This window comes from Pandoraea commovens, assembly GCF_902459615.1.
Taxonomy (GTDB): Bacteria; Pseudomonadota; Gammaproteobacteria; order Burkholderiales; family Burkholderiaceae; genus Pandoraea; species Pandoraea commovens.
Genome location: NZ_CABPSA010000005.1, coordinates 409,578 through 434,611 on the forward strand (window position 1 = coordinate 409,578; position 25,034 = coordinate 434,611).

Here is a 25,034-nt window from a genome sequence, read left to right on the forward strand (position 1 = left end):
CCTTAGCCCTTGATGGTCACGCCGCGCAGACGGATCAGACCGTCCGGGTAGGCCACAAAGCCCTGCACCTTCTTCGTGAGCACATACGGCCACGGCTGCACGTACAGATAGAGGATCGGGTCTTCGTCGGACAGGATCTTGTTCGCGGCGTCATACAACGGCTTGCGCTCGGCGACGGTAGACTTCACGCGTGCGTCGTTCAGCAGCTTGTCGACCTCGGCGTTGCAGTACTGGCCGTAGTTCAGATTGCCCTTGCACGAGACGAACTGATGCAGGTTGCCGTCCGGATCGACACGTCCCGACCAGCCGTTGTAGAGCACGTCGAAGTCGCCACGGTGCGCGGCGTCGAGTGCCGCCGCGTAGTCCATCGGGCGCAGCTTAAGCGTGATGCCCGCTTCCGCGAGCATCGCCTGCAACATCTGCGCCATCTGGTTGGAGACGGTGCTGTTGCCGAAGCTCAACGTCACGTTGACCTTCTCGAAACCGGCCGACTTCAGCAGCGCTTTCGCCTTCGCAACATCGCGCTTCGTGGTTTTGATCGACGTGTCGTAATACTGCCCCGTGCGCGGTAATGCCTGATTGGCGGGGGTGAAGATGCCACCGCCGATCACCTGATTGATGGCGTCGCGGTCGATGGCCAGATCGAACGCCTGACGCACGCGCTTGTCACGCAGAGCCTTGTTCGCATTCGGTGCGACGTTGAACGTCAGGCCGTAGTAGCCGAGGCCGTCCATCGAGATGAAGGTGAGGTTCGCGTCGCGCTTGACCGACTTCACGTCGGACGGCGAGAGACGCTCCAGCATGTCGAGCGAGCCCGAACGCACGTTTGCAAGACGCACCGTCGTGTCCGGAATCGGCAGGAAGATGACCTTCTGGATGGGGTACTTGTCAGCTTCCCAGAAGCCCGGGAATTTCTCCAGCACCACGCGATCGTTCTGCACACGCTGCACGAACTTGTACGGGCCGGAACACACCGGCTTCGATTGCACGCTCGCATCGTCGGCCAGCGTCTTGGGCGCGAGCATCATCCCCGCACGGTCGGACAGCGTGGCGAGCAGCGCCGAGTCCGGGGCCTTGAGCACGATGTTCACGGTCGAGTCGTCCACCACGTCGACATGGTCGATGGACGACAGCTCGCTCTTGCGGTTGCTTGCCTGCATCGTGCGCGCACGGTCGAGGTTGGCCTTCACGGCGGCGGCGTTGAACGGCTCGTCGTCGTGGAACTTCACGCCCTTGCGCAGTTTGAACGTCCACGTCTTGCCGTCGGCACTCACATTCCATGCGGTGGCCAGCATCGGGACGAACTTCAGATCGGTGCTGATATCGACCAGCGAGCTGCACAGCGAGCGCAGCACCATGCGGTCGACGACCTGCGAACTGCGCGCAGGATCGAGCGAACCGATGTCTTCCTGCAAGCCAATCCGGATAGTCGATTGCGCCATGGCCGAAGCCGCGCCGGTCGTGAGAGCCGCCGCCAATACAAGATCGAGCAGAACGTTGCGCATGCGTGTGATCCCTTGTCTGTGTGATGGTGTCGTGAAGGTGTTCTTATGCACTCGTGCGGGCCGCGATCGCATCGGCCTGCGACTGTCGCGCCCGGTACAGCGCGAGCCGCTCGCCCAGCTTCTCGCTCGGTGCCGCCGCCCGTGCCGGGCTTGCTCCGGCGTTCTGAATCTCACGCCAGAAGTGGCAGGCGACCTGTCGGCCGTCCGGCAGCACTTCGTCGACCGGCTTCTGCTCCCGACATGCCGCGCGCGCATGCGGGCAGCGCGGGTGGAAGCGGCACCCCCGCGGCGGCGCGGTCGGGCTGGGCAGTTCGCCCCCCAGCGGCGCGCGCTCGCGTCGCAGATGCGGACGGCTCGCCGGAATCGCCTGAAGCAGCGCCTGTGTATAGGGGTGCAGCGGGTTGTCGAAGAGCGCATCGGCGCTCGCCAGCTCGACGATCTCGCCGAGATACATCACCGCCACCCGGTCGCTCATGTGGCGAATCACCGCCAGATCGTGCGCGACCATGATGAGCGTGAGGCCGAAGTCATGCTTGAGCCGTTCGAGCAAGTTGATGACCTGCGCCTGCACGGAGACGTCGAGCGCCGAAACCGGTTCGTCGCCGATGATCACGCGCGGCTCACCGGCCAGTGCGCGTGCGATGCCGATGCGTTGGCGTTGTCCGCCGGAAAACTCATGCGGGAAGCGTTGCGCGTAGTCCGGTTGCAGCCCGACGGTGCGCAGCAGTTCGGCGACGCGCTCGTCGCGAGCGCGTCCGTGGGCGAGGCCGTGCAACGCAATCGGCTCACCGATCAGTCCGCCCACGGTCATGCTCGGATTGAGCGACGCGAACGGGTCCTGGAAGATGATCTGAAGTTCGCGCCGCAGACGCCGCATCGCGCCCGCCCCCAGTGTCATGATGTCTTCGCCCTGATAGCGCACTTCGCCGCGTGTCGCGTCGAGCAGTCGCAGCAGCAGACGTCCCAGCGTGGATTTTCCGCAGCCCGATTCGCCGACGATGGCGAACGTCTCGCCCGCCTGCACGGCGAACGACACGCCGTTGACGGCATACACCGTGGGGGCGCGTGAAAAGCCGAGGCGATGGCCGCCGAAGTGCTTGGTCAGATCGCGGGCTTCGAGCAGCGGGGACATTGTCGATGGTGCGTTCATGCCACGGCCTCCTCAAGCAAAGACGGCGGCGGGGTAAGCGACTCGACCGGCGCGAGCCAGCACGCCACGCGGTGCGCGCCGGACAATGTCCGCTCGGGCGGTGCCTCACGGGTGCAACGCGCCTCGGCGAACGGGCAACGCGGCGCAAAGCGGCATCCGGCGGGCATGCGCTCCGGCGAGGGCACTGCGCCACGAATCGTCGCCAGCGTGCCTTCGCGTTTGCCAATGGACGGGATCGCGCCCATCAGTCCGATGGTGTAAGGGTGCTGCGGATCGTCGAATATCTCGCTCACTGTGCCGTACTCGACGATGCGCCCGGCGTACATCACGGCCACGTCGTCCGCGACTTCGGCGACCACACCCAGATCGTGCGTGATGAGCACGACGGCGGTGCCGGTTTCGCGTTGCAACGTCTGAATGAGCGTGAGCACCTGCGCCTGAATCGTGACGTCGAGCGCGGTCGTCGGCTCGTCGGCGATAAGCAGCGCGGGCCGGTTGGCGAGCGCCATCGCGATCATCACGCGCTGGCGCATACCGCCGGAGAGTTCGTGCGGATAGTTGTCGAGCCGGGTTTCGGGCGCGGGAATGCGCACGAGCTTGAGCATGTCGAGCGCTTCGGCACGCGCGGCGCGCCGGTCCAGCCCGCGATGTCGCCGAATGCCCTCCTCGATCTGATGGCCGATCGTGAACGACGGATTGAGCGACGTCATCGGCTCCTGAAAGATCATCGCCAGACGATTGCCGCGCAGGTCCGCGAAGTCGCGTTCGTCCAGCGCCAGCAGGTCGCGACCTTCGAAGACGGCGCGTCCGGCCACAAGGTTCGCCGGCGGGCTGGGTAACAAGCCCATAAGGGCCAGCGACGTCACGCTCTTGCCGCATCCCGATTCGCCGACGATGCACAGCGTCTTGCCGGGGTGCACGGCGAAAGAGACGCCATCGATCAGATTCGGCGCGTCGGGTGCCTTGGAGAATTTCAGCGACAGTCCGGTGACATCAAGCACCGGCCCAGCATCTGCGGGCATGGTCATGGGGCGCGTTGTGTGGGTCGGCCACCCGCTCATGCGGGATGTGCATGACACGATTATGTCTTCCCCGCACGCAAAGGAAATATTAATATTTCTTTTTCATGCTTAAGTTATTTTTACTTCCCAAATGCTCACCCTGCGCATGTTGAAGACGTTTCGTCTGGTGGCCCAAACCGGCTCGTTTGCGGCGGCGGCCGAGCGCGCCGCATTGACGCAGGCGGCCGTCAGTTTGCAGATGCGCGGGCTGGAGGACGCCGTCGGTCAGCGGCTGTTCGACCGGCGCGGGCGGCAGATCACGCTCACGCGTCAGGGACGCGAACTGTTTCCCCGCGTCGAGCAGATTCTGGCGCTCACGGCCGAGCTGACCACCTCGCCCATCGATGCGATGCAGGGCCCCGTGACCATCGGCGCGGTGGTGTCGGTCATCGGCGCGCTCTCGCTCGTGGTCGCCGAACTGAAGACCGCGCATCCGCAGCTCGATGTGCGGCTGACGTCCGCCCGCTCGGACGAATTGACCGATCTTGTCGAACAGGGAGAAGTGGACATCGCCGCCGTGGTCGCACGCGCGGACGACGCCCGCGCCGACGGACTGGTGTGGACGCCGCTCTACACCGAGCCGATGGTGATGGTCGTCAATCGCGACATCGCGCAAACCGATCCGCAGCAGATTCTCGATGCACACGCGTTCCTGCGGTTCGACCGTCGCGTGCGAACCGGTCTCGTCGTCGAGCAGGCGTTGCGCGCCGCAAGACTCAGCGTGACCGAGTATCTGGAGCTGAACTCCATCGAGACAATCGTCGCGCTCGTGCGCAAGAACGTCGGCGTATCGGTATTGCCGTTGCTGCATCGAGGCGATTGGCACGCTGACCCGCTGCTGCGCATTGTCCCCATCGCCGAGCCGCCACTGCTTCGCACCGTCGGCATGATTCATCGCGAACACGATTCGCGCACGCACAACATTACCGCTGCGATTGCGGGCATGCTGTACGACGTTTGAACCAGCTTGAACGGGTTTGACACGCACGAACAAGTCGCGCAAATGACAACGGCGTGAACTTTGTCGCGCCGTTGGCGGGAAACAACGTGAAATGAAATTGTTGAGCGGCGTTCAGTCTTTCGTTTCAAGTGCTTTGTTGATGCGTAGTGCGAGCAGCGTGCAGACCGTGCCGGAGAGCAGATAGCCGCTCACGGCGATCAGGCCGAACTCTGCCGACAATCCGAGTGCGACGAGCGGTGCGAACGCCGCGCCCAGCAGCCACGCAAAGTCCGTCGTGAGCGCCGCCCCGGTGTAGCGAAAGCGCTGCTCGAAGTTGGACGTCACCGTACCGGCCGCCTGACCGTACGACAGCCCGAGCAGGCCGAAGCCCACCAGAATGAAGATGTCCTGCCCCACCGAACTGCCGCCCATCAGGAACGGCGCAAACAGGGCGAAGACGCCGATGAAGATCGCGAAAAGACCCAATGTCGTGCGTCGGCCAATGCGGTCGGCAATGCGTCCGGAAATCACCGTGCAGATGATTGCGATCACCGCGCCGAAGAGCTGCACGATCAGCACGCTGTTCAGATCCTGCGTGTTTTGCAGCGAAATCCACGACAGCGGGAACACCGTCACCAGGTGGAAGAGCGCATAACTTGCCAGCGCCGCGAACGCGCCGAGGAAGATGTTGTAGCCCTGCGAGCGCACCATCTCCCGCGTGCTGATCGGCTCCAGTTGCCCCTCTTCGAGCATGGCCGTGTATTCGTTCGTCACGACCAGACGCAGCCGCGCGAACAGCGCCACCACGTTCACAGCGAACGCGACGTAGAACGGATAACGCCAGCCCCAGGTGAGGAAGTCGTCCGGATCGAGGCTCCAGTGCAGAAACAGGAACAGCGACGCCGCGATGATGAATCCGATCGGCGCGCCCAGTTGCCCCATCATCGAATACCAGCCGCGCCGCTGCGGCGGGGCGTTCATCGCCAGTAGCGACGGCAAGCCGTCCCACGAGCCGCCGAAGCCGATGCCCTGCACCAGACGGAAGAAAGCGAGCAGCCAGATGGCCTTGTCGCCGATCACCGCGTGCCCCGGCAGAAAGGCCATGCCCGCCGTTGCCGTACCGAGCACGAACAGCGCCGCCGTGAGCTTGACGCTGCGTCCCCAGCGACGCTGCACGTTCATGAAGAGCGTGGTGCCGAACGGGCGCGAGATAAAGGCGAAGGAGAAGATCGTGAACGAGTACAGCAGCCCGTGAAGGCCGTCCGCAAACGGGAAGAAAACGTGTGGAAAGACGAGAACGGCAGCGATGCCGAACACAAAGAAGTCGAAGTACTCGGAGGCGCGTCCAACAACCACGCCGACCGCGATTTCCTCAGGCGCGATACGGGATTTACTCCCGTGATCGTGCGCTGTCGGCGCGCCGGGTGCCCCCGGTTGCGTCGGCGATTGATGAGCACTGCTTGACATTATCGGACCCCCTCGCGGATCGGGATGACGATGACACTCGTGCCAGAAAAGCATCGCAGGTATCTCGAATTGCCGCTATAGGGTTTACCCTAAATTGATGCATCAGAAAGTGCGGTCCATGATGGGTACGGTCTAAGGCTACGGTTCCATCAATCGCAGCATGACTTCCCCCAAGTTCCTCCGCGGGGTACTTTTACTCCCCGCCTTCGCGCTGCTGTCCGGCTGCAATACCGTATTGATGTCGCCTTCGGGGGATCTCGCGGTAAGGCAGCGGGACATCATCATCGTTTCCACCGTTCTGATGTTGCTGATCATCGTGCCGGTGATCGTGCTGACATTGCTGTTCGCCTGGCGATACCGGGCATCGAACAAGAACGCCGTCTACACCCCCGAGTGGGATCACTCCACGCTGCTCGAACTGCTGATCTGGGCAGCTCCCCTGCTGATCATCATTGCGCTGGGGGCCCTCACCTGGGTCAGCACCCACAAGCTCGATCCATACCGTCCGCTTGAGCGCATCGACGCAAAACGGGAGATTCCGCCCGACACGCGTCCGCTTACGGTGCAGGTCGTGGCGATGGACTGGAAGTGGCTGTTCTTCTATCCCGACCAGGGCATTGCGACCGTGAACGAACTGGCCGCGCCGGTCGACCGTCCGATCCGCTTCGAAATCACGTCGACCACGATGATGAATTCGTTCTTCGTGCCAGCGCTCGCCGGTCAGATCTACGCGATGCCGGGCATGGAGACGAAGTTGCACGCGGTCATCAACAAGCCCGGCGTGTACGACGGCTTCTCCGCGAACTACAGCGGCGCGGGCTTCTCCGGCATGCGCTTCAAGTTCCACGGCATGACGGCGGACGAGTTCGACGCGTGGGTGAAACAGGTCAAGACGAAGGGCGAAAACCTGTCACGCGACAAGTACGAGGCGCTCGCGAAACCGAGCGAGTGGGTGCCGGTGAAGTATTACGCCGACGTAGCACCCGACCTCTACGACGCGATTCTGAACCGTTGTGTTCAGCAGGGGCAGACCTGCCTGAAGGACATGATGGATCAACCGAATCACGCGCACGCCAGCCGGGCCGGTTCGCGCAAGACCGATGCGTTGCTCGCCGACGCGATGTGTACCGCACAGAACACCGTGCAGTTCGCCGCCGACGCGCAACGTGCCCCGGGGACTGCGCTCGCGCAGTGACTTCGTGAAGCCGTTTCGCGACGACCCACCCGTGACGCGCACTGCGCCTAACCGTCGACAATGATGCGCCTCGCGCGCGAATGATCCCAGGTTCGAGCTTATGGACATCGTCAAGCTGATCTTCGGTCGCCTCACGCTAGAGGCGATCCCGTACCACGAACCGATCCTCCTCGCGACCTTTGCGGGGGTGGCGATCGGCGGCGTCGTGGTACTGGGCGCCATCACCTACTTCAAGCTATGGGGCTACCTGTGGCGAGAGTGGTTCACGAGCATCGATCACAAGAAGATCGGCATCATGTACGTGATCCTCGGCATCATCATGTTGCTGCGCGGCTTCGCCGATGCCGCGATGATGCGCCTGCAACAGGCGGTCTCGTTCGGCGACAACATGGGCTATCTGCCGCCACACCACTACGATCAGATCTTCACCGCGCACGGCGTGATCATGATCTTCTTCGTGGCGATGCCGCTCGTGACCGGTCTCATGAACTTCGTGGTGCCGCTCCAGATCGGCGCGCGCGACGTGGCCTTCCCGTTCCTCAATAATTTCAGCTTCTGGATGACGACCAGCGGCGCGGTGCTCGTGATGATGTCGCTTTTCGTCGGCGAATTCGCACGTACCGGCTGGCTCGCGTATCCACCGCTCTCGGGCATGCTGCAAAGCCCTGACGTGGGCGTCGACTACTACATATGGGCCTTGCAGATCGCAGGCGTCGGCACGTTGCTCTCAGGGATCAACCTGCTCGTGACCATCGTGAAGATGCGCGCACCGGGCATGACGATGATGCGCATGCCGGTGTTCACGTGGACGTCGCTGTGCACCAACGTGCTGATCGTGGCCGCCTTCCCGGTGCTCACCGCCGTGCTCGCCCTGCTCGCCCTCGACCGTTACGCCGGGACCAACTTCTTCACGAACGATCTCGGCGGCAACGCCATGATGTACGTGAACCTGATCTGGATCTGGGGCCACCCCGAGGTCTACATTCTCGTGCTGCCGGTGTTCGGTGTGTTCTCGGAAGTGGTGGCGACGTTCTCGGGCAAGCGACTGTTCGGTTATGCGTCGATGGTCTACGCCACTGTCGTGATTACGGTGCTGTCGTACCTCGTGTGGCTGCACCACTTCTTTACGATGGGCTCGGGCGCGAGTGTGAACTCGTTCTTCGGGATCACGACGATGATCATCTCGATACCCACGGGGGCCAAGATCTTCAACTGGCTCTTCACGATGTATCGCGGACGCATCCACTTCGAAGTGCCCATGCTCTGGACCATCGGCTTCATGGTGACCTTCGTGATCGGCGGCATGACCGGCGTGCTGCTCGCGGTACCGCCTGCGGACTTCTCGCTGCATAACGGCCTGTTCCTGATTGCCCACTTCCACAACGTGATCATCGGTGGGGTCGTGTTCGGCGTGTTCGCCGCCATCAGCTACTGGTTCCCGAAAGCCTTCGGCTACAAGCTCGACCCGTTCTGGGGCAAGTGCTCGTTCTGGTTCTGGTTCATCGGCTTCTACGTGGCGTTCATGCCGCTCTATCTGCTCGGCCTGATGGGCGTGACGCGACGCGTGAGCCACTTCGACGATATGTCGTTGCAGATCTGGTTCCAGGTCGCCGCCGTGGGTGCGCTGCTCATCGCCATCGGTATCGCCTGCTTCATCATCCAGTTGGTGGTGAGCTACATGCGTCGCGATCAACTGCGCGACGAGACGGGCGATCCGTGGGGCGGACGCACGCTGGAATGGTCGACGTCGTCGCCGCCGCCGGTCTACAACTTCGCCTTCACGCCGCTCATTCACGACAACGACGCCTGGTGGCAGATGAAGCAACACGGCTTCAAGCGCCCGATGGACGGCTTCATCCCGATCCACATGCCGAAGAACACCGGCGCAGGCATCATCCTCGCCGGGCTGGCGACGGTGTGCGGCTTCGGGCTGATCTGGCATATGTGGCTGGTGGTGATCGTGGCCTTCGTCGCACTGATCGCGACGGCCATCGGACACACGTTCAACTATCACCGCGACTACTACATCCCGGCCGATCAGGTCGAACACACGGAGGCAGCGCGCACGCGACTGCTCGCCCAGAATGTCTGACACGACCGCACCGTTCCCTGCCGGTGGCGTGCCGCTCGGCGGCGGCGCCCACGCCCCTTACCCGCCGCGCGAGGGCGACCTGAAGTTCATGATGTCGACGGACTACCACCCGCCGGGTGGTACGTTGCTCGGCTTCTGGATTTATCTGATGAGCGACTGCCTCGTCTTCGCCTGTCTGTTCGCGGCGTATGGCGTGCTCGGTCGCAACTACGCGGGCGGGCCGACCGGCGCGGAGCTGTTCGAACTGCCGCTCGTAGCGGTCAACACCACGTTCCTGCTGCTCTCGTCGATCACCTACGGCTTTGCGATGCTGGAGATGCAACGGCGCCGCCAGAGCGCTGTGACCGGCTGGCTGATCGTGACGGGGCTGCTCGGCGCCGCGTTCCTTTCGCTCGAACTGTACGAGTTCGCCACGCTGATTCATGAAGGTGCCGGACCGTGGCGCAGCGCGTTCCTGTCGTCGTTCTTCACGCTGGTGGGCACGCACGGGCTGCACGTCACGTTCGGCATCATCTGGCTCATTACGCTGCTGGTGCAGATCGGCAAGCACGGGCTGACCGCACCGAACCGTCGGCGGCTGATGTGCCTGTCGATGTTCTGGCACTTTCTGGACGTCGTGTGGATCGGCGTCTTCACGTTCGTCTATCTGATGGGAGTGCTGCCGTGAGCACCCACGACTCGACTTTGCACGATGCCCACGGGCACGACCCTCACGATCATGAAGACGATCATGGGAACGAGGGGCCGCACAGCACGCTGCGCGGCTATACGACCGGTTTCATTCTGTCGGTGGTGCTCACCGCGATTCCGTTCTGGTTCGTGATGGGCGGCGTGTTCGAGAAATCGAGCACGACCGCGATCATGATCCTGTTCCTCGCGGCGATTCAGATCGTGGTGCACATGATCTACTTCCTGCACATGAACGCGAAGTCCGAGGGCGGCTGGAACATGCTGTCGCTGATCTTCACGATCGTGCTGGTCGTCATCACGCTCTCGGGCTCGCTGTGGGTGATGTATCACCTGAACCAAAACATGATGCCGGGTATGATGCAGGATACGAAAAACCTCCCTTGAACGGCATTTCCCTTGAGTAGCGATCGACTTCACGATTCGGGGGACGCACAGCGTCCCCCGCGCGCTTCTGGCGCCCCCTCCCGCACATCTCCCCTTCGCGTGGTGATTCTCGGCGTCATCACGCTGGTGCTGATTTCCCTTTTTGTCTCGCTCGGCACGTGGCAGCTGCAACGCCGCGCGTGGAAACTCGATCTGATCGAACGCGTGAATTCGCGCGTGCACGCGCCCCCGTCGGCGGCGCCCGCGCGCGCGCAATGGGCTGACGTCAGCGCCGAGAAGGACGAGTATCGTCACGTCTGGCTGACCGGCACCTACCAGTTCGACAAAGACACGCTCGTGCAGGCCGTCACCGATCTGGGCGGCGGCTACTGGGTGCTCACGCCGCTGCGCACGGCAGATGGTGGCGAAGTATTGGTCAATCGAGGCTTCGTGCCGCCGGGCTGGAAAGAGTCGGTGCCGCCCGCCCCGGCGGGCGAAGTCACGGTGACGGGATTGCTGCGCATGCCCGAGCCGGTCGGCGGCTTCCTGCGCAAGAACGCTCCGGCGGAGAACCTCTGGTATTCGCGGGACGTGGTGGCGATTGCGGCGGCGCGCGGTCTCAATGCGTCCGACGTGGCCCCGTATTTCGTGGACGCCGACGGCAAACCCGGCGCGAATGCGGGTGCCGGTGCAAACGCCATCACCAACGACGCCGAAGCCATGACCAGCAAGGTTCAGTCGCAAGATCGCGACTATCCCGTGGGCGGCCTGACCGTGGTGCAGTTCCCGAACAACCACATGAGCTATCTGCTGACGTGGTACGCACTCGCCATCATGTCGGCCGTCGCAGGCTGGTTCGTCATTCGGCTCGAACTTCGCAAGCGCGGCGAGCAGACGAAATAAGCGTCGCAATGCACGTCGCAATACACGTCGCAATCTCCGGCAGCCGCGCATCGTCGAGCGCGGCGTAGCCGAGCACCAGACCCGGGGGCACCGTCTGCGCCCGGGTGAACTCCCCCAGTCCTTCCACGAACACGCCTTGCGCGCGCAACGCCGCGACGAGCGCCGCCTCGTCCACCTGCGACGGCAGCCACAGCACACAATGAAAGCCCGCGTGATCGCCGGTGATGCGACAAGGTGTCGTCATCCTCGCGCGTAACGTTTCCAGCAGCAGATTGCGACGTCTGAGATACACGCTGCGCGAGGCGCGCAAATGCCGCGCGAAATCGCCCCCATCGATATAGCTCGCGAGCGCCATCTGTTCGATGAGGCTGTTCGAGCGTCCCGATGCCGAGCGCTGCCCCGCGATTCGCGCAAGCAATGCTGGCGGTGCCAGCAGATAACCGATACGCAGAGACGGAAACAGCGACTTGTTGAAGCTGCTGCAATGGATCACGCGCGCCTGCGTGTCGATGGCCTTGAGCGCAGGTAAAGGCGCGCTCCCGTAGCTGAACTCGCTGTCGTAGTCGTCTTCGACAATCCAGACGTCGCGCGCACTCGCCCACTCCAGCAGTTGCATGCGGCGATTGATCGACATCGTGGTGCCGAGCGGTGCCTGATGCGCAGGCGTCACGTAGGCGATGCCGGGACGCCCCGCCCCCGCATGGTCGGCGGCCTCCACGACAAAGCCCTCGTCGTCGACAGGCACGCTCACGCAACGCTGCGACGGCGCGCGCACCAGCGTCGACAGATTCTTGTAGCCGGGGTCTTCGAGATAGAACGATGTGGTGCCGTCCGCCAGGACTTCCGTGACGAGATCGATGGCATGGCGAATACCGGTCGTCACCACGATTTCGTCGGCTTCGCAGGCGATGCCCCGCGTCATGCGCACATAGCGAGCGATGCTTTCGCGCAGCGGCAAATAGCCGCGCGGGTCCGTGTCGGCCAACAATTCGGGGGTGACGGCCCGCAACGCACGGTTCATATGCTTGCGCCAGACGGGTAGCGAGAACAACGCGGCGTCGGGCGACCGGCCGGTTTTCGACGCAAGCGATGCAGCGCTCTCGGGCAGCGGTTGCGTTGACGCTGCGGTTTGACCGGATGCCGCCGATGTCGCCACCGCCCCGGAGAAGTCCGCGATCACTTCCGTGCCCGCGCCAACGCGACTCGCCACATAGCCTTCGAGCGTCAGTTGCTCGAACGCCAGCTCGACGATGCCGCGCGACACCTCCCAGCGCTCCGCCAGCGTGCGCGTGGACGGCAGACGATCACCGCGTCGCAACTCGCCCGCGACGATGCGCTCGCGCACGCAACGGTAGACCCATGCCTGACGCGTCTCCTTTTCGTGGCGAGCGGAAAGCGGCAATTCCAATGGCTGGCTGAGATGGCGTCGGCGCATGAGGCGGCTGCACAAAGGGATGGAAGCCCGGTGTCACATCGGATGCGGGCCTTTCACGACGGTCGAATCATCGATCCATTGCAAAGTGGCCCAACCCATCCTGCGACAAATGGCGCTTCGAATTATACAAGTTAGGCCTTATCCTAAACACCATGACGTCTGTTCCGCAGGTTGCAACGCGACTGGCGTTCCCCCCAAATCAGAATAAACAGTGGAGAAATTTGATGGAGTTGACGGAGTTAGTCCGGCGCGAAGCGGTCGGAACCAAGTACAGCGTCGAAACGATGCAACGTGCACAGGCGCTGACCTGGGAGGCCACCGAGAAAATCGCCGCCATGATCAAGCCCGGCATGCGCGAGTCGGAAGCCATCGCCGCGAGCAAGACGCTGCTCGGCACGCTCGGCATGGACCGCATCTGGCACCCGGTGCTGATTCGCTTCGGTGAAAACACGTTGCGCACGTTCAGCGAGCGCAGCGATAACGACCCGGTGCTCGGCGACGACGACATCTATTTCATCGACATCGGCGTGGTGTTCGGCGCGCACGAAGGCGATTGCGGGTTCACACGCACGACCGGCAGCGATCCCGAGATGCAGCGTTGCGCGGACGACGCCAAGCGTCTGTTCGACATCGTCCATCAGCATTGGCGCGCCGAGGGGGTCAACGGTCAGGCTCTGTACGAATTCGCGAAGGCACAGGCCGAGGCGATGGGCTGGGTGCTCAATCTCGACATCAAGGGCCATCGCGTGAGCGACTTCCCGCATGCCATCTACAAGGGCGGCAAGCTCGGCGATTTCGAAGGTACGCCCAATGGCGGCCTGTGGATTCTCGAGATCCAGATCGCACATCCGACGCGTGCGTTCGGTGCTTTCTACGAAGACCTGCTGATCTGACCGGAAGCGTTGACGCGAGCACCGCCGCGGTCGCTCGCGTCATTCGTCTCGCATCAAAACTCAACACGCAGTTCAATCCAGCTCAACACGGCGATATCTGCCTGTTATCTGTGCAAGTCGGGCTCACCTCCCGACTTCGGTTCGCTAATACACGGGTCACATGACAGCGTGGTGATCGCGCAACAATAACGAGTGGATTCCGAACTTTTCGCGTCGTTTCGCTTCGTGATCCCCTCCGTTTCGACGGATAAACCCCCATCGATATCTGACCCTATATCGACCTAAGTTCGCGTCGCGCAAGGCCAGTGAAGGCGCGCGTGCGATTTCGCGAATTGTCCAGAGCCACCCGAAGTCGCGTTGTGGCCCGTCGCCCGGACTTTTGGCGCATCTTTCCCCAATTACCCGTTTTGCGTTAACGTTCGATGGTCGACGGGATTGTTCACACACGTCGCAACGTCGGCGTCGTAACGTCGGTATAGGCAGCGGAGACATCACCCCGCAACCGTGTCGCCCTCTGAGGCGCATGGGCGAGGGCGAGCTGCCCGTCGTGTGTCCGTCGCTAGCGCAGTTGAAGCTACCTCCATCTCGCTCACCATAAGAACCACAGAAAGACGATGAAAAACCCAACCTTCACAAAAGCGCTCTTAGCCACAGCTCTGAGCTGCGCGCTGTTCAACGTTCACGCGGCATCGCAGGCACCGGTCGGCGCGCAGAACGGCATGGTCGTGACGGCCCAGCACCTCGCGTCGAAAGTCGGCGTGGACGTGCTCAAGGCCGGCGGCAATGCCGTTGACGCCGCGGTTGCGGTCGGTTACGCACTCGCCGTGGTGTACCCGGCAGCGGGCAACATCGGCGGCGGCGGCTTCATGACGATCCAGCTCGCCGACGGCCGCAAGACCTTCCTCGACTTCCGTGAAAAGGCCCCGCTCGCTGCGACGGCCAACATGTACCTCGACAAGGACGGCAACGTCATCAAGGGCGCTTCGACGACCGGTTATCTGGCTGTCGGCGTACCGGGCAGCGTGTCCGGCATGGAATACGCGCGCGAGAAGTACGGCACGAAGACGCGTCAGCAACTGCTCGCACCGGCCATCACGCTCGCCGACAAGGGTTTCGTACTCGATCAGGGCGACGTCGACATGCTGTGGACGTCCACCAAGGACTTCGAGAAAGACCACGCCAACTCGGGCGCGATCTTCCTGAACAAGGGCCAGCCGTTCCAGCCGGGCGAACGCCTCGTGCAGAAGGACCTCGCCCGTACGCTCAAGCTGATCAGCGCCAAGGGCACCGATGGCTTCTACAAGGGTGAAGTTGCCGACAAGCTGGTGGCGTCGATGAAGGCGGGCGGCGGCATCATCACGCAGGCCGACCTCGATCAGTACAAGACGCGCGAACTGGCCCCGGTCGAGTGCGACTATCGCGGCTATCACGTGGTGTCGGCCCCGCCCCCGAGCTCGGGCGGCGTGGTGATCTGCGAGATCATGAACATTCTCGAAGGCTACCCGATGAAGGAGCTGGGCTATCACTCGGCTCAGGGCGTGCACTACACCATCGAAGCCATGCGTCACGCGTATGTCGACCGCAACAGCTATCTGGGCGACCCGGACTTCGTGAAGAACCCGATCGCACAGTTGCTCGACAAGAACTACGCCGCGAAGATTCGTGCTGCGATCAACCCGCAAAAGGCTGGCATCTCGCAGGAAATCAAGCCGGGTGTGCCGCCGCATGAAGGCAGCAACACGACGCACTACTCCATCATCGACAAGGACGGCAACGCCGTATCCGTCACCTACACGCTCAACGACTGGTTCGGCGCGAAGGTCATGGCCAACGGCACGGGCGTGCTGCTCAACGACGAAATGGACGACTTCACCTCGAAGGTGGGCGTGCCGAACATGTACGGTCTGATTCAGGGTGAGGCGAACGCCATCGGCCCGGGCCGTCGTCCGCTGTCGTCGATGAGCCCGACCATCGTCACGAAGGACGGCAAGCCGGTGATGGTCGTCGGCACGCCGGGCGGCAGCCGCATCATCACGGCCACGCTGCTGACGATGCTCAACGTGATCGACTACGGCATGACGTTGCAGGAAGCCGTCGATGCGCCGCGCTTCCACCAGCAATGGATGCCGGAAGCGACCAACATCGAAGCGTTCGCGCTGAGCCCGGACACGCAGAAGATCCTGGAAAGCTGGGGCCAGAAGTTTGCAGGCCCGCAACCGGCTAACCACATTGCGGCGATTCTCGTCGGCGCACCGTCGCTCGGCGGTAAGCCGGTCGGCAAGAACCGCTTCTACGGTTCGAACGATCCGCGTCGCAACACGGGTCTTGCACTCGGGTATTGATGAGAGTTGAACGGATTCGGCGTTACGCCGGGTCCGGGTAGCGAATGAAAAGAGGCCGCAGATTTGCGGCCTCTTTTTTGTCGGATGCTGTCCGTCTTCGCTCCTCAGCGGCGATGATCCACGCGACGCGCGAGACGTTCCCCCGCGAACTGCACCAGCGTCACGAGCGCCACGAGAATCACGATCACGTTGAACATCACACTCGTCTCGTAACGCTCATAGCCGTACCGCACGGCGAGGTCGCCAAGACCGCCTGCCCCGACCGCGCCCGCCATAGCCGATGCGCCGACCATCGCAATCACCGTCACCGTCGCACCGCCGAGAATCGCGGGCAACGCTTCGGGCAATAGCACGTGACGCACGATATGCCAGCGACGGCAGCCCATCGCGCGCGCCGCTTCGATCAGTCCCGGGTCGATCTCGCGCAAGCCGACTTGCGTCACTCGTGCGAAGAACGGAATCAGATGGACGGCGAGCGGCACCACGGCGGCCCACGTGCCCATCGTCGTGCCGACGATCCAGCGCGTGACCGGCAACAACGCCACCAGCAGAATGATGAACGGCACCGCGCGGAACAGATTCACCACGACCGACAACGCGCGGTTGAAGCGCGGACGTGGGACCAGCCCGCCCGGTGCTGTGATCACCAGCACAATGGCGATCAGCATGCCCACCGCAAAGACGATAGCGCACGCGCTCGTGACCATTAGCAACGTTTCGCCGAAGGCGCGCAGATATTTGTCGAGCATAACGATTCCGGAGGAATTAGACGGCCTGGACCTGATGGCGCTGCGCACTTTGCGCGAGACGTCCCTGCCAGGCGTGTTGCAACGGGCGTAGCAGCGCGCGCGTTGCCTCGGCCAGCGGGTTCGCGAAGACTTCGTCGACCGGACCGAGTTCGGTGATGCGTCCCTGATCGAGCACCAGTACACGGTCGCAGGCCTGATGGATCACGCCCATGTCGTGCGTGATGAGGACCACCGTCAGACCGAATTCGCGCTGCACGTCGCGCAACAACGAGAGAATCGAATCGGTCGTCTCGGGATCGAGTGCGGACGTCGCTTCGTCGCACAGCAGAATTTCGGGGCGATGTACCAGCGCACGCGCGATCCCCACGCGCTGCTTTTGTCCGCCGGAGAGCATGGCGGGATACGCATCGGCTTTGCCCGACAGTCCCACGAGCGCAAGCAGCTCATTCACGCGCGGCGCGATTTGCGTTTTTGGCATGCCTGCCACACGCAGCGGCAGCGCCACGTTTTCGAAGACGGTCTTCGCCGACAACAAGTTGAAGTGCTGGAAGATCATGCCGACGCGCCGACGCAAACCGACCAGCGCCGCTTCGTCGAGCGACGCCACGTCGACGCCATCTACCTTCACGTGCCCCGTACTCGGCAACTCCAGCGCGTTGATCGTGCGCAGCAGCGTGGACTTGCCAGCGCCGCTGCGTCCGATGATGCCGAAGCTCTCGCCACGATGCACGGCGAAGGTGATGTCCTGCAACGCCGCGCTCGACGCCCCGATGTAAATCTTGCCGAGTCCGTCGAAGGTGATGTGTGCGACTTCGCGCGCCGCCGCCGTGGGTAAGCGGGTCACCGTGGTCGTTGGCGCAGTGGCGGTGTGCCGGGTTGTCATCGACGGGGTCCTCGCAAATGTAAATGGTGAATGGGCGATCAGAACGCCGGGACGACCGAGCCCTGATACTTTGTCTCGATGAACTTGCGCACTTCCTCCGACTGATAGGCCTTCACGAGGGGCGCGACCCACGGCGCGTTCTTATCCTTCTCGCGTACGGCAATGATGTTGACGTAAGGATTGTTCTCGCGCTTCTCGACCGCGATGCCATCGCGCGTGGCGATCAGCCCCGCCTGATACGCGAAGCTGTTGACGATGGCTGACGCGTCGACGTCCGGTAGCGAGCGCGCCAGCACGACCGATGCGCTTTCGATGAACTGAAGCTTGCGCGGGTTGGCGGTGACGTCCGAGAGCGTGGCCGTGCCGGTGTACGGGTCGAAGCCGTCGCGCAGTTTGATGAGACCGTGATCGCGCAGGATCACGAGCGCACGGGTCTGGTTGCTCGGATCGTTCGGCAGGCCGATCTTCGCGCCTTCGGGCAGCGATTCGAGCGATTTGTACTTCTTCGAATAGAACGCGATGGGCGAGATCAGTGTGTCGCCGACCGACACAAGCTTGTAACCGCGTTGCTTGATCTGATCGCGCAGGAAAGGAATGTGCTGGAAGGAATTGGCGTCGAGATCGCCGTTGTTCAGCGCTTCGTTCGGACTGGCCGTGCCGCTCACCACCACGGATTCGACGTTCAGGCCACGCGATTTCGCGACCTTCGTGACCACTTCCCAAATCTCTTCGTCGACACCGCCGCGCACACCGACCTTGAGCGGTTTGTCGGCCGCAAAGGCGCTCGCCGAGCCCAACGTACCGAGCGAGCCGATGGCCAGTGCGAGCAAGAGACTGCCGAGCAGACGAAACAGTTGGCGGCGTTGCATGACGTGTTCCCCTTGATTTAGGTATGGGTGATGCCGATTCAGGCGAACGCTCAGTCTAGGAAGTGGGGGCAATCAGCGTCCAATAACCAATTGCGCAAAGCTAAGTTGCCGACGGGCGCAGAGCATTCGTACGCCGAAGGTTCTGCACTTGTAACTTTTTGTAATACATCGCCGAAAAACTCAGGAACTCCTCTTGTGACCGGCGTCCAACTGGTTTCCCCGTGGATTGCGTCTTGCTCTCGTGTGACGGTTGCCGTCGCGCGTGGGGCGCATTTTTGTTCGACGCACATCGCTTTCTCGTCCCTTCTCTCTACGGAATCGCGCGAAGATGTCTGCCCTGTGGTGCCCGCTGCTCAGCCCGTCCCTGCCCCGCCTTTACCGTATGCCGCCACGCGCGATTGCCATTGCGCGCCTCGTGCTGTTCGGCGTCATTCTGCTCATCGCGGGACTGCCGGTCAGCGACGCGCTCGCTGCCAATGCGCATCAGACGAGCAGCGGCAAGCGCCGACACGATGCCGTCAAGAAGAAGAAAACGGTGGCAAAAAAGGCGAAGGCAGCACCGCAGCGCAAGGCGACGGCAGCGAGCGCGTCGCGCAAGCGTACGGCGGCTCACGCCGCAAAGGGACGCACGAGCCGCACCGCGAAGAAGGCGACGCCGCCGCGTCGCGCCAAGATGACGAAGTCCACGGCGAAGCGATCGCCGACGGTCGCGCGACGCAAGGCCGTGCCGAAGGCTGCTGTGGCCACAGGAGCTGCGACGCCCCCCGGAGGAACGGCGGCGGCATCAGCCCAAGTGAGCACTGACGCTAAACCCCGGCTGCTCGCCCGTTGCGGCTTCACGTCGGCATCGCGCAAACGACTGTTCTCGAAGGCGGTGTACATCGTCGACGAGAACACGCACACGCCGCTGTTTGCCATGAATGCGGATCAGGTGCGCCCCATCGCGTCGCTCTCGAAGCTGATGACGGCGGTCGTCTGGCTCGACAGCGGCCCGGCCATGCGCGCGCCGCTCACCGTCACGAATGCGGATCTCGACACGCTGAAGTTCACACATTCGCGTCTGGCCGTGGGCTCGACGCTCTCGCGCGCCAACATGCTGCACATCTCGCTGATGGCCTCCGAGAACCGTGCGGCCGCTGCGCTGAGTCGTGACTATCCGGGCGGGCGGCCCGCTTTTATCTCGGCAATGAACGCCAAGGCGCGCTTGCTCAACATGCCGAACACACGCTTCGAAAACTCCACGGGACTCTCGCCGCGCAATGTGTCGACGGCGCGTGAACTGGCGCGGTTGGTACGCGCGTCGAACGGCTATCCGCTGATTCGTCGCTACTCGATCGATCATCAGCAGTTAGTGCCCACTGGCAAAGGACAACTGCAATACGTCAATACGAACCGGCTGGTGCGTTACGGCAAGGTGCACGCCAGCGTGCAGAAGACGGGCTTCATCAACGAGTCGGGGCACAACATGGTGATGCGGGTGATGGTGCACAAGTCGCGTCCCGTGATCGTGACGATGCTTGGTAGCGACACCCCCGAAGGGTCACGCCTCGATGGCGTTCGCATCGCGCATTGGTTGTCGTGCTCGTTGCGTTGAACTCACGCCGAGGGACAAAGAAAAACGCGCGCTCACGAGTGGGTGAGCGCGCGCTTCGGTGACGATGAATGCCGGGGTCGGTTAGTGCTTTCGTGCGTGCCAGCGTCCCCAGATCGCCGTGGCGAAGAGCAGGAACGCGCCCGCGCCGATCACGGCGTCGAACCCATGATTGAACGCGGTGTTGGAGAGCATCGTCAGCGCATCGGCGGCCACCGGCGGTAAGTGCTCGGCGACGATCTGCGCTTCGTCGAGGCTGTCGCGCACGGTGTCCGGAAGCGTCGCGACTTGCGGCACATCCATCGAACGGCCGTAGACGAACGTCAGCAGGCTACCCATGAAGGTCACGCCCAACGCGCCGCCGAGTTCGTACGAGACCTCCTCGACCGACGCTGCCATCCCGGCGCGCTCGGGCGGTGCGCTCTGCATGATGGTGCTCGACGCCGCCGTCATGGTCGCGCCGACGCCAACACCGAGCGTCGCCAGTGCCAGCGCAGACAACACAAGACCCGAATCGCGCAGCATCAGGTAGCCCGCCATGCCCACGGCCGACGTCAGCAACGAGATGAACAACATCTGCGCACTGCCCATGCGGGGGAGCATGCGTCCGGCAATCGGTCCCGCGACGAACGCGGCAATCGATAACGGCATGCCCGCCCATCCGGCTTCCAGCGGCGAGTAGCCCATCGTGAGTTGCAGACGCTGGCTGAACACCAGTTGCATGCCGATCAGAGCCGCCGCAGCCATCAGTGCCGCGGCCACCGCACCGGCGAACACCGGATTACGGAACAACGCGAAATCGAGCAACGGATGCGCGCTGCGCTGCTGGCGTTTGACGAACGCCCACAGAAACGCAACGCCCACGACGACGGCAATGGCGACCGTCGCCCAGTCGGGGGACAGTTTGCCCGCGCTCTTGATCGCGTACGTCACACCGATCAGACCGACCATGAAGAGCAACGAGCCGAACCAGTCCCATGGTTGGGACGAAGTCGCACCGCCCTTCGGAATCAGCCAACAGGCCACAGGCAACGCGATGAGTACGATCGGGACGTTGATCAGGAAGACCGAGCCCCACCAGAAGTGTTCGAGCAGTGCGCCACCCACAATCGGGCCGAACGCCGCACCACCTGACGCGACCGACGCCCAGATACCGATAGCGAGCGCCTGCTCACGAGGATCGGCAAACGTCAGGCGAATCAGCGACAGCGTGGCGGGCATCATCATGGCCGCACCGACCCCAAGGAATCCTCGCGCGACGATCAGGACGTTTGCGCTCGGCGCAAAGGCGGCGGCGAGCGACGCCACACCGAAGACGACCAGACCTGCGAGGAACAATTGCTTGTGGCCAAGACGGTCGCCGAGCGTGCCCATGCCGAGCAACAGGCCCGAGACCACGAGCGCGTAAGCGTTGACGATCCACAGCTTGGCGGAGGCCGTCGCTGCCAGATCGTGGGTCAGACGAGGCAGTGCCGTATAGAGCACCGTCATGTCGATCACGATGAGCAGCAGCGCCACCGACACGATGGCCAGTACCAGCCAACGGCGTGCGCCGCTCGCATGAGGTACCGGATGTGTTGAGGTATGCAGACTGGACATCGGAAAAGCTCCTTTCCTTTTTGGTGCGTAACGCCCGTTTGTCCGACGGGGTTACGTACTGACTTTATTTCTAGGGAAAACCCGCATCATCCATCAATAAATCGATTGAGAAAAGTTGGATTCCATCTGATAAGTGGATGGATTTGAAAGGTTTTTCCGTTTAGCGACCGCCAGACGCGGATGCCGACGATCTCGCGGGTGATAGGGTCAGATTCGAACGGTCGTTCTAGTGCGCCCGTCAAGACTGGCGGTGCACCACGCAGGCGCATACAATCTGCGCCACATTCCCATTGGGCGAAAAATCCCCCCTATTCGTACATGGCATCTCATCCGACCCGAATTCCCGACGCCGTCTCGCTCCCCGAGTTGACGGTACGCGGCATGATCCTGGGCGCACTGATCACCGTAGTGTTCACCGCCTCCAACGTTTATCTCGGCCTCAAGGTCGGTCTCACGTTTTCGTCCTCCATTCCTGCGGCCGTGATTTCGATGGCGGTGCTCCGCGCGCTGCGGGGCGGCAACATCCTCGAGAACAACATGGTGCAGACGCAGGCGTCTGCGGCGGGCACGCTCTCATCGATCATCTTTGTGTTGCCCGGCTTGTTGATGATCGGACACTGGCAAGGTTTTCCGTTTGGCCTGACGCTGGCAATCTGCGCGTCGGGCGGCATTCTTGGCGTGCTGTTCACGATTCCGTTGCGTCGTGCGATGGTCGTCGACAGTGACTTGCCGTATCCGGAGGGTGTGGCAGCAGCAGAAATTCTGCGCGTCGGCAGTGAAGGTGACGAAGGTAAGTCGTCCACCAACGGGAAGGCATCGACGGGTAACGAAGCGAGCGGTGTGCGGGAGATTGCCTTCGGCGGGATCGTCTCGGCGCTGTTCGCGTTTGCGACGGCTGGTCTGAAGATTCTCGGCGAGAGCATTACGGCGTGGATCCCGGCGGGTGCTGCGGTCTTTCGTCTGACGACCGGTTTCTCGCTCGCATTGATCGGTGCCGGTTATCTCATCGGCATCGTGTCGGGGCTGGCTATTCTGCTCGGCTTCGTGCTCACCTGGGGCATTGCTGTGCCGGTGCTCACAGCCATCACACCGAATCCCGATGGTCTGGCGATGACGGCATTCGCGAATGGGCTGTGGCAACACAAGGTGCGGTTTATTGGGGCCGGTGTGATCGGCGTGGCGGCTATCTGGACGCTGATCACGTTGGCAAAGCCGATGGTCGATGGTGTGAAGACGTCGTTCACGGCGTTGGGCAAGGCACGCAGCGCGCGGGGTAAGTCTGGTAACGGACAGACGCTCGGTCGCACGGAGCAGGATCTGTCACCGTACTGGGTGATCGGTCTCACGTTGTTGTGCGTGGCGGTGTGGGTCGTGACGTTCGGTGTGTTCCTCGCGGACGCGCCGCTGTCGTTCGGCGGTATCGCGACGCTGGTGATTTGCAGCGTGGTTTTCGCCGTGGTCTTCGGCTTCCTGGTGGCTGCGGCATGTGGCTACATGGCGGGGCTGGTGGGATCGTCTGCCAGTCCGATTTCGGGTATCGGCATCGTTGCAGTGGTGTTGGTGTCGCTGCTGATTCTGAGCGTCAGTCAGGCAAGCGGGCTGCTCGATACCGCAGGCGGCAGCAAGCTCGCGATTGCGTTGGCGCTCTTCACGACGGCTGCGGTCATCGCCATTGCCACGATTTCCAACGACAATCTGCAGGATCTGAAGACGGGTTGGTTGGTGGGCGCGACACCTTGGCGTCAGCAGGTGGCGCTGTTGGTGGGCTGTGTCGTGGGTGCGGCGGTGATTCCGCCGGTACTGAACCTGCTGTACAACGCTTATGGGTTCACCGATGCATTGCCGCGTGCGGGGATGGACCCGTCGCAGGCGCTTTCGGCGCCGCAGGCGATTCTGATGACAGCGATTGCCAAGGGCATCTTCACGCATCAGCTCGACTGGTCGATGCTCGGCATCGGTGCGGTGTTGGGGCTGGCGTTGATTGCGATTGATGCAGCGTTGGCCAAGCGTGGTGGCGTTGCGCGTGTGCCGGTTATTGCTGTGGGTATCGGTATCTATCTGCCGCCGACGATCGGCTCGGTGCTGGTGATCGGTGCGGTGCTGGGTTGGATTGCGCAACGCATTCTGAAGTCACGCGCCAAGGCGCAAGGAAAGGACTTCGGGCCGTATGCGGAAGCGGCCGAACGACGCGGCGTGTTGCTGGCATCGGGCCTGATCGTAGGTGAGAGTCTGGTGGGCGTTGCGATGGCGATGGTCGTCGGCTTCACCGGTTCCGACGCACCGCTGGCCCTCGTCGGCAGCAGCTTCGCCCCAACGTCGGAATGGCTCGCCCTGCTGGTCTTCGCTGGCATCTGCATCGTCATCGTCCGCCGAGTCCTATCGACAACGCGGTCGGCGTGACCCGCATGATCGGCGTAGCGATCTATTCGCACGCTACTGCGTTCAACGTCGTATAAATTCTAGCGTCCTCCTGTGAGTCGATAAGCGCGATCCCGCGCACATCGACTCACAGCATCCCCCCAGCAAGTCCCTCTCCTCCCTGTTTGATCACACGCTAAAGCGCCCAGACTTCGCGCATGGGCATGACGCGTCACGCTTTTATTGAAACACGTCCACGTTAAGGCTGAGATTTCATGTCATCCGACGAAGATGTCGATGGAGCGTCGTTGTTGATGGGAGGGGGGTACCGCTGATCGTAGCCAACGTGTTCTAGTCGAGTCACGTCCCCCACGGGAACGATCAATGCCAATTACGCGCTCAGGGAATACGGCGTCAGGACGCCAAGCACGCGTTGATACGTGCCATGCGCTTTCAGAGTCGTCTTATACGAACTAAGCGTTTTCCTTTCCACTCTTCAAGCGCTCATCTCGATCAGTCATTTCCCGCGGCAAAAGGCATGGCAAAGCGGACGAATAGGGCTTCCAAAAAATCCGTGCTGGCCCCATTCAATAGAAATTAGCGCGCGAATAGCGCTGGCGAAGGTTGGATAAAGAGGGTGCAAAACGAAGTATTTCTTTCGGGTGCAGTGCAGACCGGATTGCCGATCAACGCGGCCAATCTGGGGCGTGGGGGTTTTGCGCTTCTCCGGCGGGCGGCTATGTAGTGTCCAGGAGCGAGCGAAGTCGCTGAATCAGCGTTAGCGATGGGTCTTGAGGCTTTAGTGCAAAGCAGCCGGGCGTCACTCAAGCGTGCAACGACGTTGGCCCAAAGCAAAAACCCCTTGCTACGTTTGTAGCAAGGGGTTTTTAAGGGGAGCCTGACGATTACCTACTTTCACACGGGTATCCGCACTATCATCGGCGTGGAG

Annotated in this window: 18 protein-coding genes and 1 pseudogene; 10 read left to right on the forward strand and 9 right to left on the reverse strand. The window is 62.5% G+C overall.

What is annotated here, in order from left to right:
- Positions 1-2: 2 nt before the first annotated feature.
- The 3 genes from PCO31010_RS17070 to PCO31010_RS17080 are packed head-to-tail and all read right to left on the reverse strand — an operon-like array spanning position 3 to position 3,677.
- Complete coding sequence (locus tag PCO31010_RS17070) at positions 3-1,505, reverse strand: ABC transporter substrate-binding protein (protein WP_150665279.1); 1,503 nt, start codon at positions 1,503-1,505, stop codon at positions 3-5.
- 43 nt (positions 1,506-1,548) lie between these two features.
- On the reverse strand, positions 1,549-2,655 hold the full coding sequence (locus PCO31010_RS17075; protein ID WP_150665280.1) for an ABC transporter ATP-binding protein: 1,107 nt from the start codon (positions 2,653-2,655) through the stop codon (positions 1,549-1,551).
- Positions 2,652-3,677 (reverse strand): ABC transporter ATP-binding protein, encoded by a 1,026-nt coding sequence (locus PCO31010_RS17080; protein ID WP_217426173.1) that lies wholly within the window; start codon positions 3,675-3,677, stop codon positions 2,652-2,654. Before PCO31010_RS17080 ends, PCO31010_RS17075 begins: the two co-directional genes overlap by 4 nt.
- Before the next feature lie 130 nt (positions 3,678-3,807).
- Here PCO31010_RS17080 and PCO31010_RS17085 point away from each other — a divergent pair, with 130 nt between their 5' ends.
- Entirely contained in the window at positions 3,808-4,677 is an 870-nt protein-coding gene (locus PCO31010_RS17085; protein WP_150665282.1) for a LysR substrate-binding domain-containing protein, read from the forward strand.
- A 111-nt stretch (positions 4,678-4,788) separates the two neighbouring features.
- On the opposite strand, the gene PCO31010_RS17090 is transcribed toward PCO31010_RS17085, so the two are convergent.
- Entirely contained in the window at positions 4,789-6,123 is a 1,335-nt protein-coding gene (locus PCO31010_RS17090; protein WP_150665283.1) for an MFS transporter, read from the reverse strand.
- A 160-nt stretch (positions 6,124-6,283) separates the two neighbouring features.
- Here PCO31010_RS17090 and cyoA point away from each other — a divergent pair, with 160 nt between their 5' ends.
- The 5 genes from cyoA (at position 6,284) to PCO31010_RS17115 (ending at position 11,366) form a co-directional block, all read left to right on the forward strand.
- Positions 6,284-7,318, forward strand: coding sequence for a ubiquinol oxidase subunit II (cyoA, locus tag PCO31010_RS17095; protein ID WP_052253061.1), 1,035 nt, complete (start codon positions 6,284-6,286; stop codon positions 7,316-7,318).
- Positions 7,319-7,418: 100 nt separating this feature from the next.
- Entirely contained in the window at positions 7,419-9,410 is a 1,992-nt protein-coding gene (gene cyoB, locus PCO31010_RS17100) for a cytochrome o ubiquinol oxidase subunit I (RefSeq protein WP_150665284.1), read from the forward strand.
- Entirely contained in the window at positions 9,403-10,077 is a 675-nt protein-coding gene (cyoC, locus tag PCO31010_RS17105) for a cytochrome o ubiquinol oxidase subunit III (protein WP_150665285.1), read from the forward strand. The genes cyoB and cyoC overlap by 8 nt, the downstream gene beginning before the upstream one ends.
- Positions 10,074-10,484, forward strand: a complete 411-nt coding sequence (gene cyoD, locus PCO31010_RS17110) for a cytochrome o ubiquinol oxidase subunit IV (protein ID WP_150665286.1) — start codon at positions 10,074-10,076, stop codon at positions 10,482-10,484. Before cyoC ends, cyoD begins: the two co-directional genes overlap by 4 nt.
- 99 nt (positions 10,485-10,583) lie before the next feature.
- Positions 10,584-11,366: an SURF1 family protein gene (locus PCO31010_RS17115; protein ID WP_281357750.1), complete on the forward strand. Its 783-nt coding sequence runs from the start codon at positions 10,584-10,586 to the stop codon at positions 11,364-11,366.
- Here PCO31010_RS17115 and pdxR read toward each other — a convergent pair.
- Positions 11,323-12,801 carry a MocR-like pyridoxine biosynthesis transcription factor PdxR gene (pdxR, locus tag PCO31010_RS17120; RefSeq protein WP_150665287.1) on the reverse strand — a complete coding sequence of 493 codons (1,479 nt, stop codon included), beginning with the start codon at positions 12,799-12,801 and terminating at the stop codon, positions 11,323-11,325. The two genes, PCO31010_RS17115 and pdxR, sit on opposite strands and share 44 nt — an antisense overlap.
- A 224-nt stretch (positions 12,802-13,025) precedes the next feature.
- On the opposite strand from pdxR, the gene PCO31010_RS17125 reads away from it, so the two are divergent.
- On the forward strand, positions 13,026-13,694 hold the full coding sequence (locus PCO31010_RS17125) for a M24 family metallopeptidase (RefSeq protein ID WP_150665288.1): 669 nt from the start codon (positions 13,026-13,028) through the stop codon (positions 13,692-13,694).
- Positions 13,695-14,413: 719 nt separating this feature from the next.
- Positions 14,414-16,036 carry a gamma-glutamyltransferase gene (ggt, locus tag PCO31010_RS17130; RefSeq protein ID WP_246184656.1) on the forward strand — a complete coding sequence of 541 codons (1,623 nt, stop codon included), beginning with the start codon at positions 14,414-14,416 and terminating at the stop codon, positions 16,034-16,036.
- Between the two features lie 104 nt (positions 16,037-16,140).
- Here the strand turns inward: ggt and PCO31010_RS17135 are convergent, their stop codons facing one another.
- From PCO31010_RS17135 to PCO31010_RS17145, 3 genes and pseudogenes are all read right to left on the reverse strand, one after another.
- Positions 16,141-16,785 carry a methionine ABC transporter permease gene (locus tag PCO31010_RS17135; RefSeq protein WP_039400521.1) on the reverse strand — a complete coding sequence of 215 codons (645 nt, stop codon included), beginning with the start codon at positions 16,783-16,785 and terminating at the stop codon, positions 16,141-16,143.
- Between the two features lie 52 nt (positions 16,786-16,837).
- Positions 16,838-17,668, reverse strand: a pseudogene (locus tag PCO31010_RS17140) (methionine ABC transporter ATP-binding protein); the annotation flags it as partial.
- A gap of 38 nt (positions 17,669-17,706) precedes the next feature.
- Positions 17,707-18,537, reverse strand: a complete 831-nt coding sequence (locus PCO31010_RS17145) for a MetQ/NlpA family ABC transporter substrate-binding protein (RefSeq protein ID WP_150665291.1) — start codon at positions 18,535-18,537, stop codon at positions 17,707-17,709.
- A gap of 328 nt (positions 18,538-18,865) precedes the next feature.
- Here PCO31010_RS17145 and PCO31010_RS17150 point away from each other — a divergent pair, with 328 nt between their 5' ends.
- On the forward strand, positions 18,866-20,131 hold the full coding sequence (locus PCO31010_RS17150; protein ID WP_246184648.1) for a serine hydrolase: 1,266 nt from the start codon (positions 18,866-18,868) through the stop codon (positions 20,129-20,131).
- Positions 20,132-20,212: 81 nt separating this feature from the next.
- On the opposite strand, the gene PCO31010_RS17155 is transcribed toward PCO31010_RS17150, so the two are convergent.
- Positions 20,213-21,727, reverse strand: coding sequence for an MFS transporter (locus tag PCO31010_RS17155; protein ID WP_150665292.1), 1,515 nt, complete (start codon positions 21,725-21,727; stop codon positions 20,213-20,215).
- A gap of 318 nt (positions 21,728-22,045) precedes the next feature.
- On the opposite strand from PCO31010_RS17155, the gene PCO31010_RS17160 reads away from it, so the two are divergent.
- Positions 22,046-24,127 (forward strand): OPT family oligopeptide transporter, encoded by a 2,082-nt coding sequence (locus PCO31010_RS17160; protein WP_150665293.1) that lies wholly within the window; start codon positions 22,046-22,048, stop codon positions 24,125-24,127.
- The last annotated feature ends 907 nt before the right edge of the window (positions 24,128-25,034 follow it).

Excerpts from the sequence above, each read along its gene's own strand:
- cyoA (WP_052253061.1), top strand. The coding sequence starts at position 6,284 with ATGACTTCCCCCAAGTTCCTCCGCGGGGTACTTTTACTCCCCGCCTTC.
- PCO31010_RS17155 (WP_150665292.1), bottom strand. The coding sequence starts at position 21,727 with ATGTCCAGTCTGCATACCTCAACACATCCGGTACCTCATGCGAGCGGC.
- PCO31010_RS17135 (WP_039400521.1), bottom strand. The coding sequence starts at position 16,785 with ATGCTCGACAAATATCTGCGCGCCTTCGGCGAAACGTTGCTAATGGTC.
- PCO31010_RS17085 (WP_150665282.1), top strand. The coding sequence starts at position 3,808 with ATGCTCACCCTGCGCATGTTGAAGACGTTTCGTCTGGTGGCCCAAACC.
- PCO31010_RS17150 (WP_246184648.1), top strand. The coding sequence starts at position 18,866 with ATGTCTGCCCTGTGGTGCCCGCTGCTCAGCCCGTCCCTGCCCCGCCTT.
- PCO31010_RS17125 (WP_150665288.1), top strand. The coding sequence starts at position 13,026 with ATGGAGTTGACGGAGTTAGTCCGGCGCGAAGCGGTCGGAACCAAGTAC.
- PCO31010_RS17070 (WP_150665279.1), bottom strand. The coding sequence starts at position 1,505 with ATGCGCAACGTTCTGCTCGATCTTGTATTGGCGGCGGCTCTCACGACC.
- ggt (WP_246184656.1), top strand. The coding sequence starts at position 14,414 with ATGGTCGTGACGGCCCAGCACCTCGCGTCGAAAGTCGGCGTGGACGTG.
- PCO31010_RS17090 (WP_150665283.1), bottom strand. The coding sequence starts at position 6,123 with ATGTCAAGCAGTGCTCATCAATCGCCGACGCAACCGGGGGCACCCGGC.
- pdxR (WP_150665287.1), bottom strand. The coding sequence starts at position 12,801 with ATGCGCCGACGCCATCTCAGCCAGCCATTGGAATTGCCGCTTTCCGCT.
- cyoC (WP_150665285.1), top strand. The coding sequence starts at position 9,403 with ATGTCTGACACGACCGCACCGTTCCCTGCCGGTGGCGTGCCGCTCGGC.
- PCO31010_RS17075 (WP_150665280.1), bottom strand. The coding sequence starts at position 2,655 with ATGAACGCACCATCGACAATGTCCCCGCTGCTCGAAGCCCGCGATCTG.
- cyoB (WP_150665284.1), top strand. The coding sequence starts at position 7,419 with ATGGACATCGTCAAGCTGATCTTCGGTCGCCTCACGCTAGAGGCGATC.
- PCO31010_RS17160 (WP_150665293.1), top strand. The coding sequence starts at position 22,046 with ATGGCATCTCATCCGACCCGAATTCCCGACGCCGTCTCGCTCCCCGAG.
- PCO31010_RS17080 (WP_217426173.1), bottom strand. The coding sequence starts at position 3,677 with ATGCCCGCAGATGCTGGGCCGGTGCTTGATGTCACCGGACTGTCGCTG.
- PCO31010_RS17145 (WP_150665291.1), bottom strand. The coding sequence starts at position 18,537 with ATGCAACGCCGCCAACTGTTTCGTCTGCTCGGCAGTCTCTTGCTCGCA.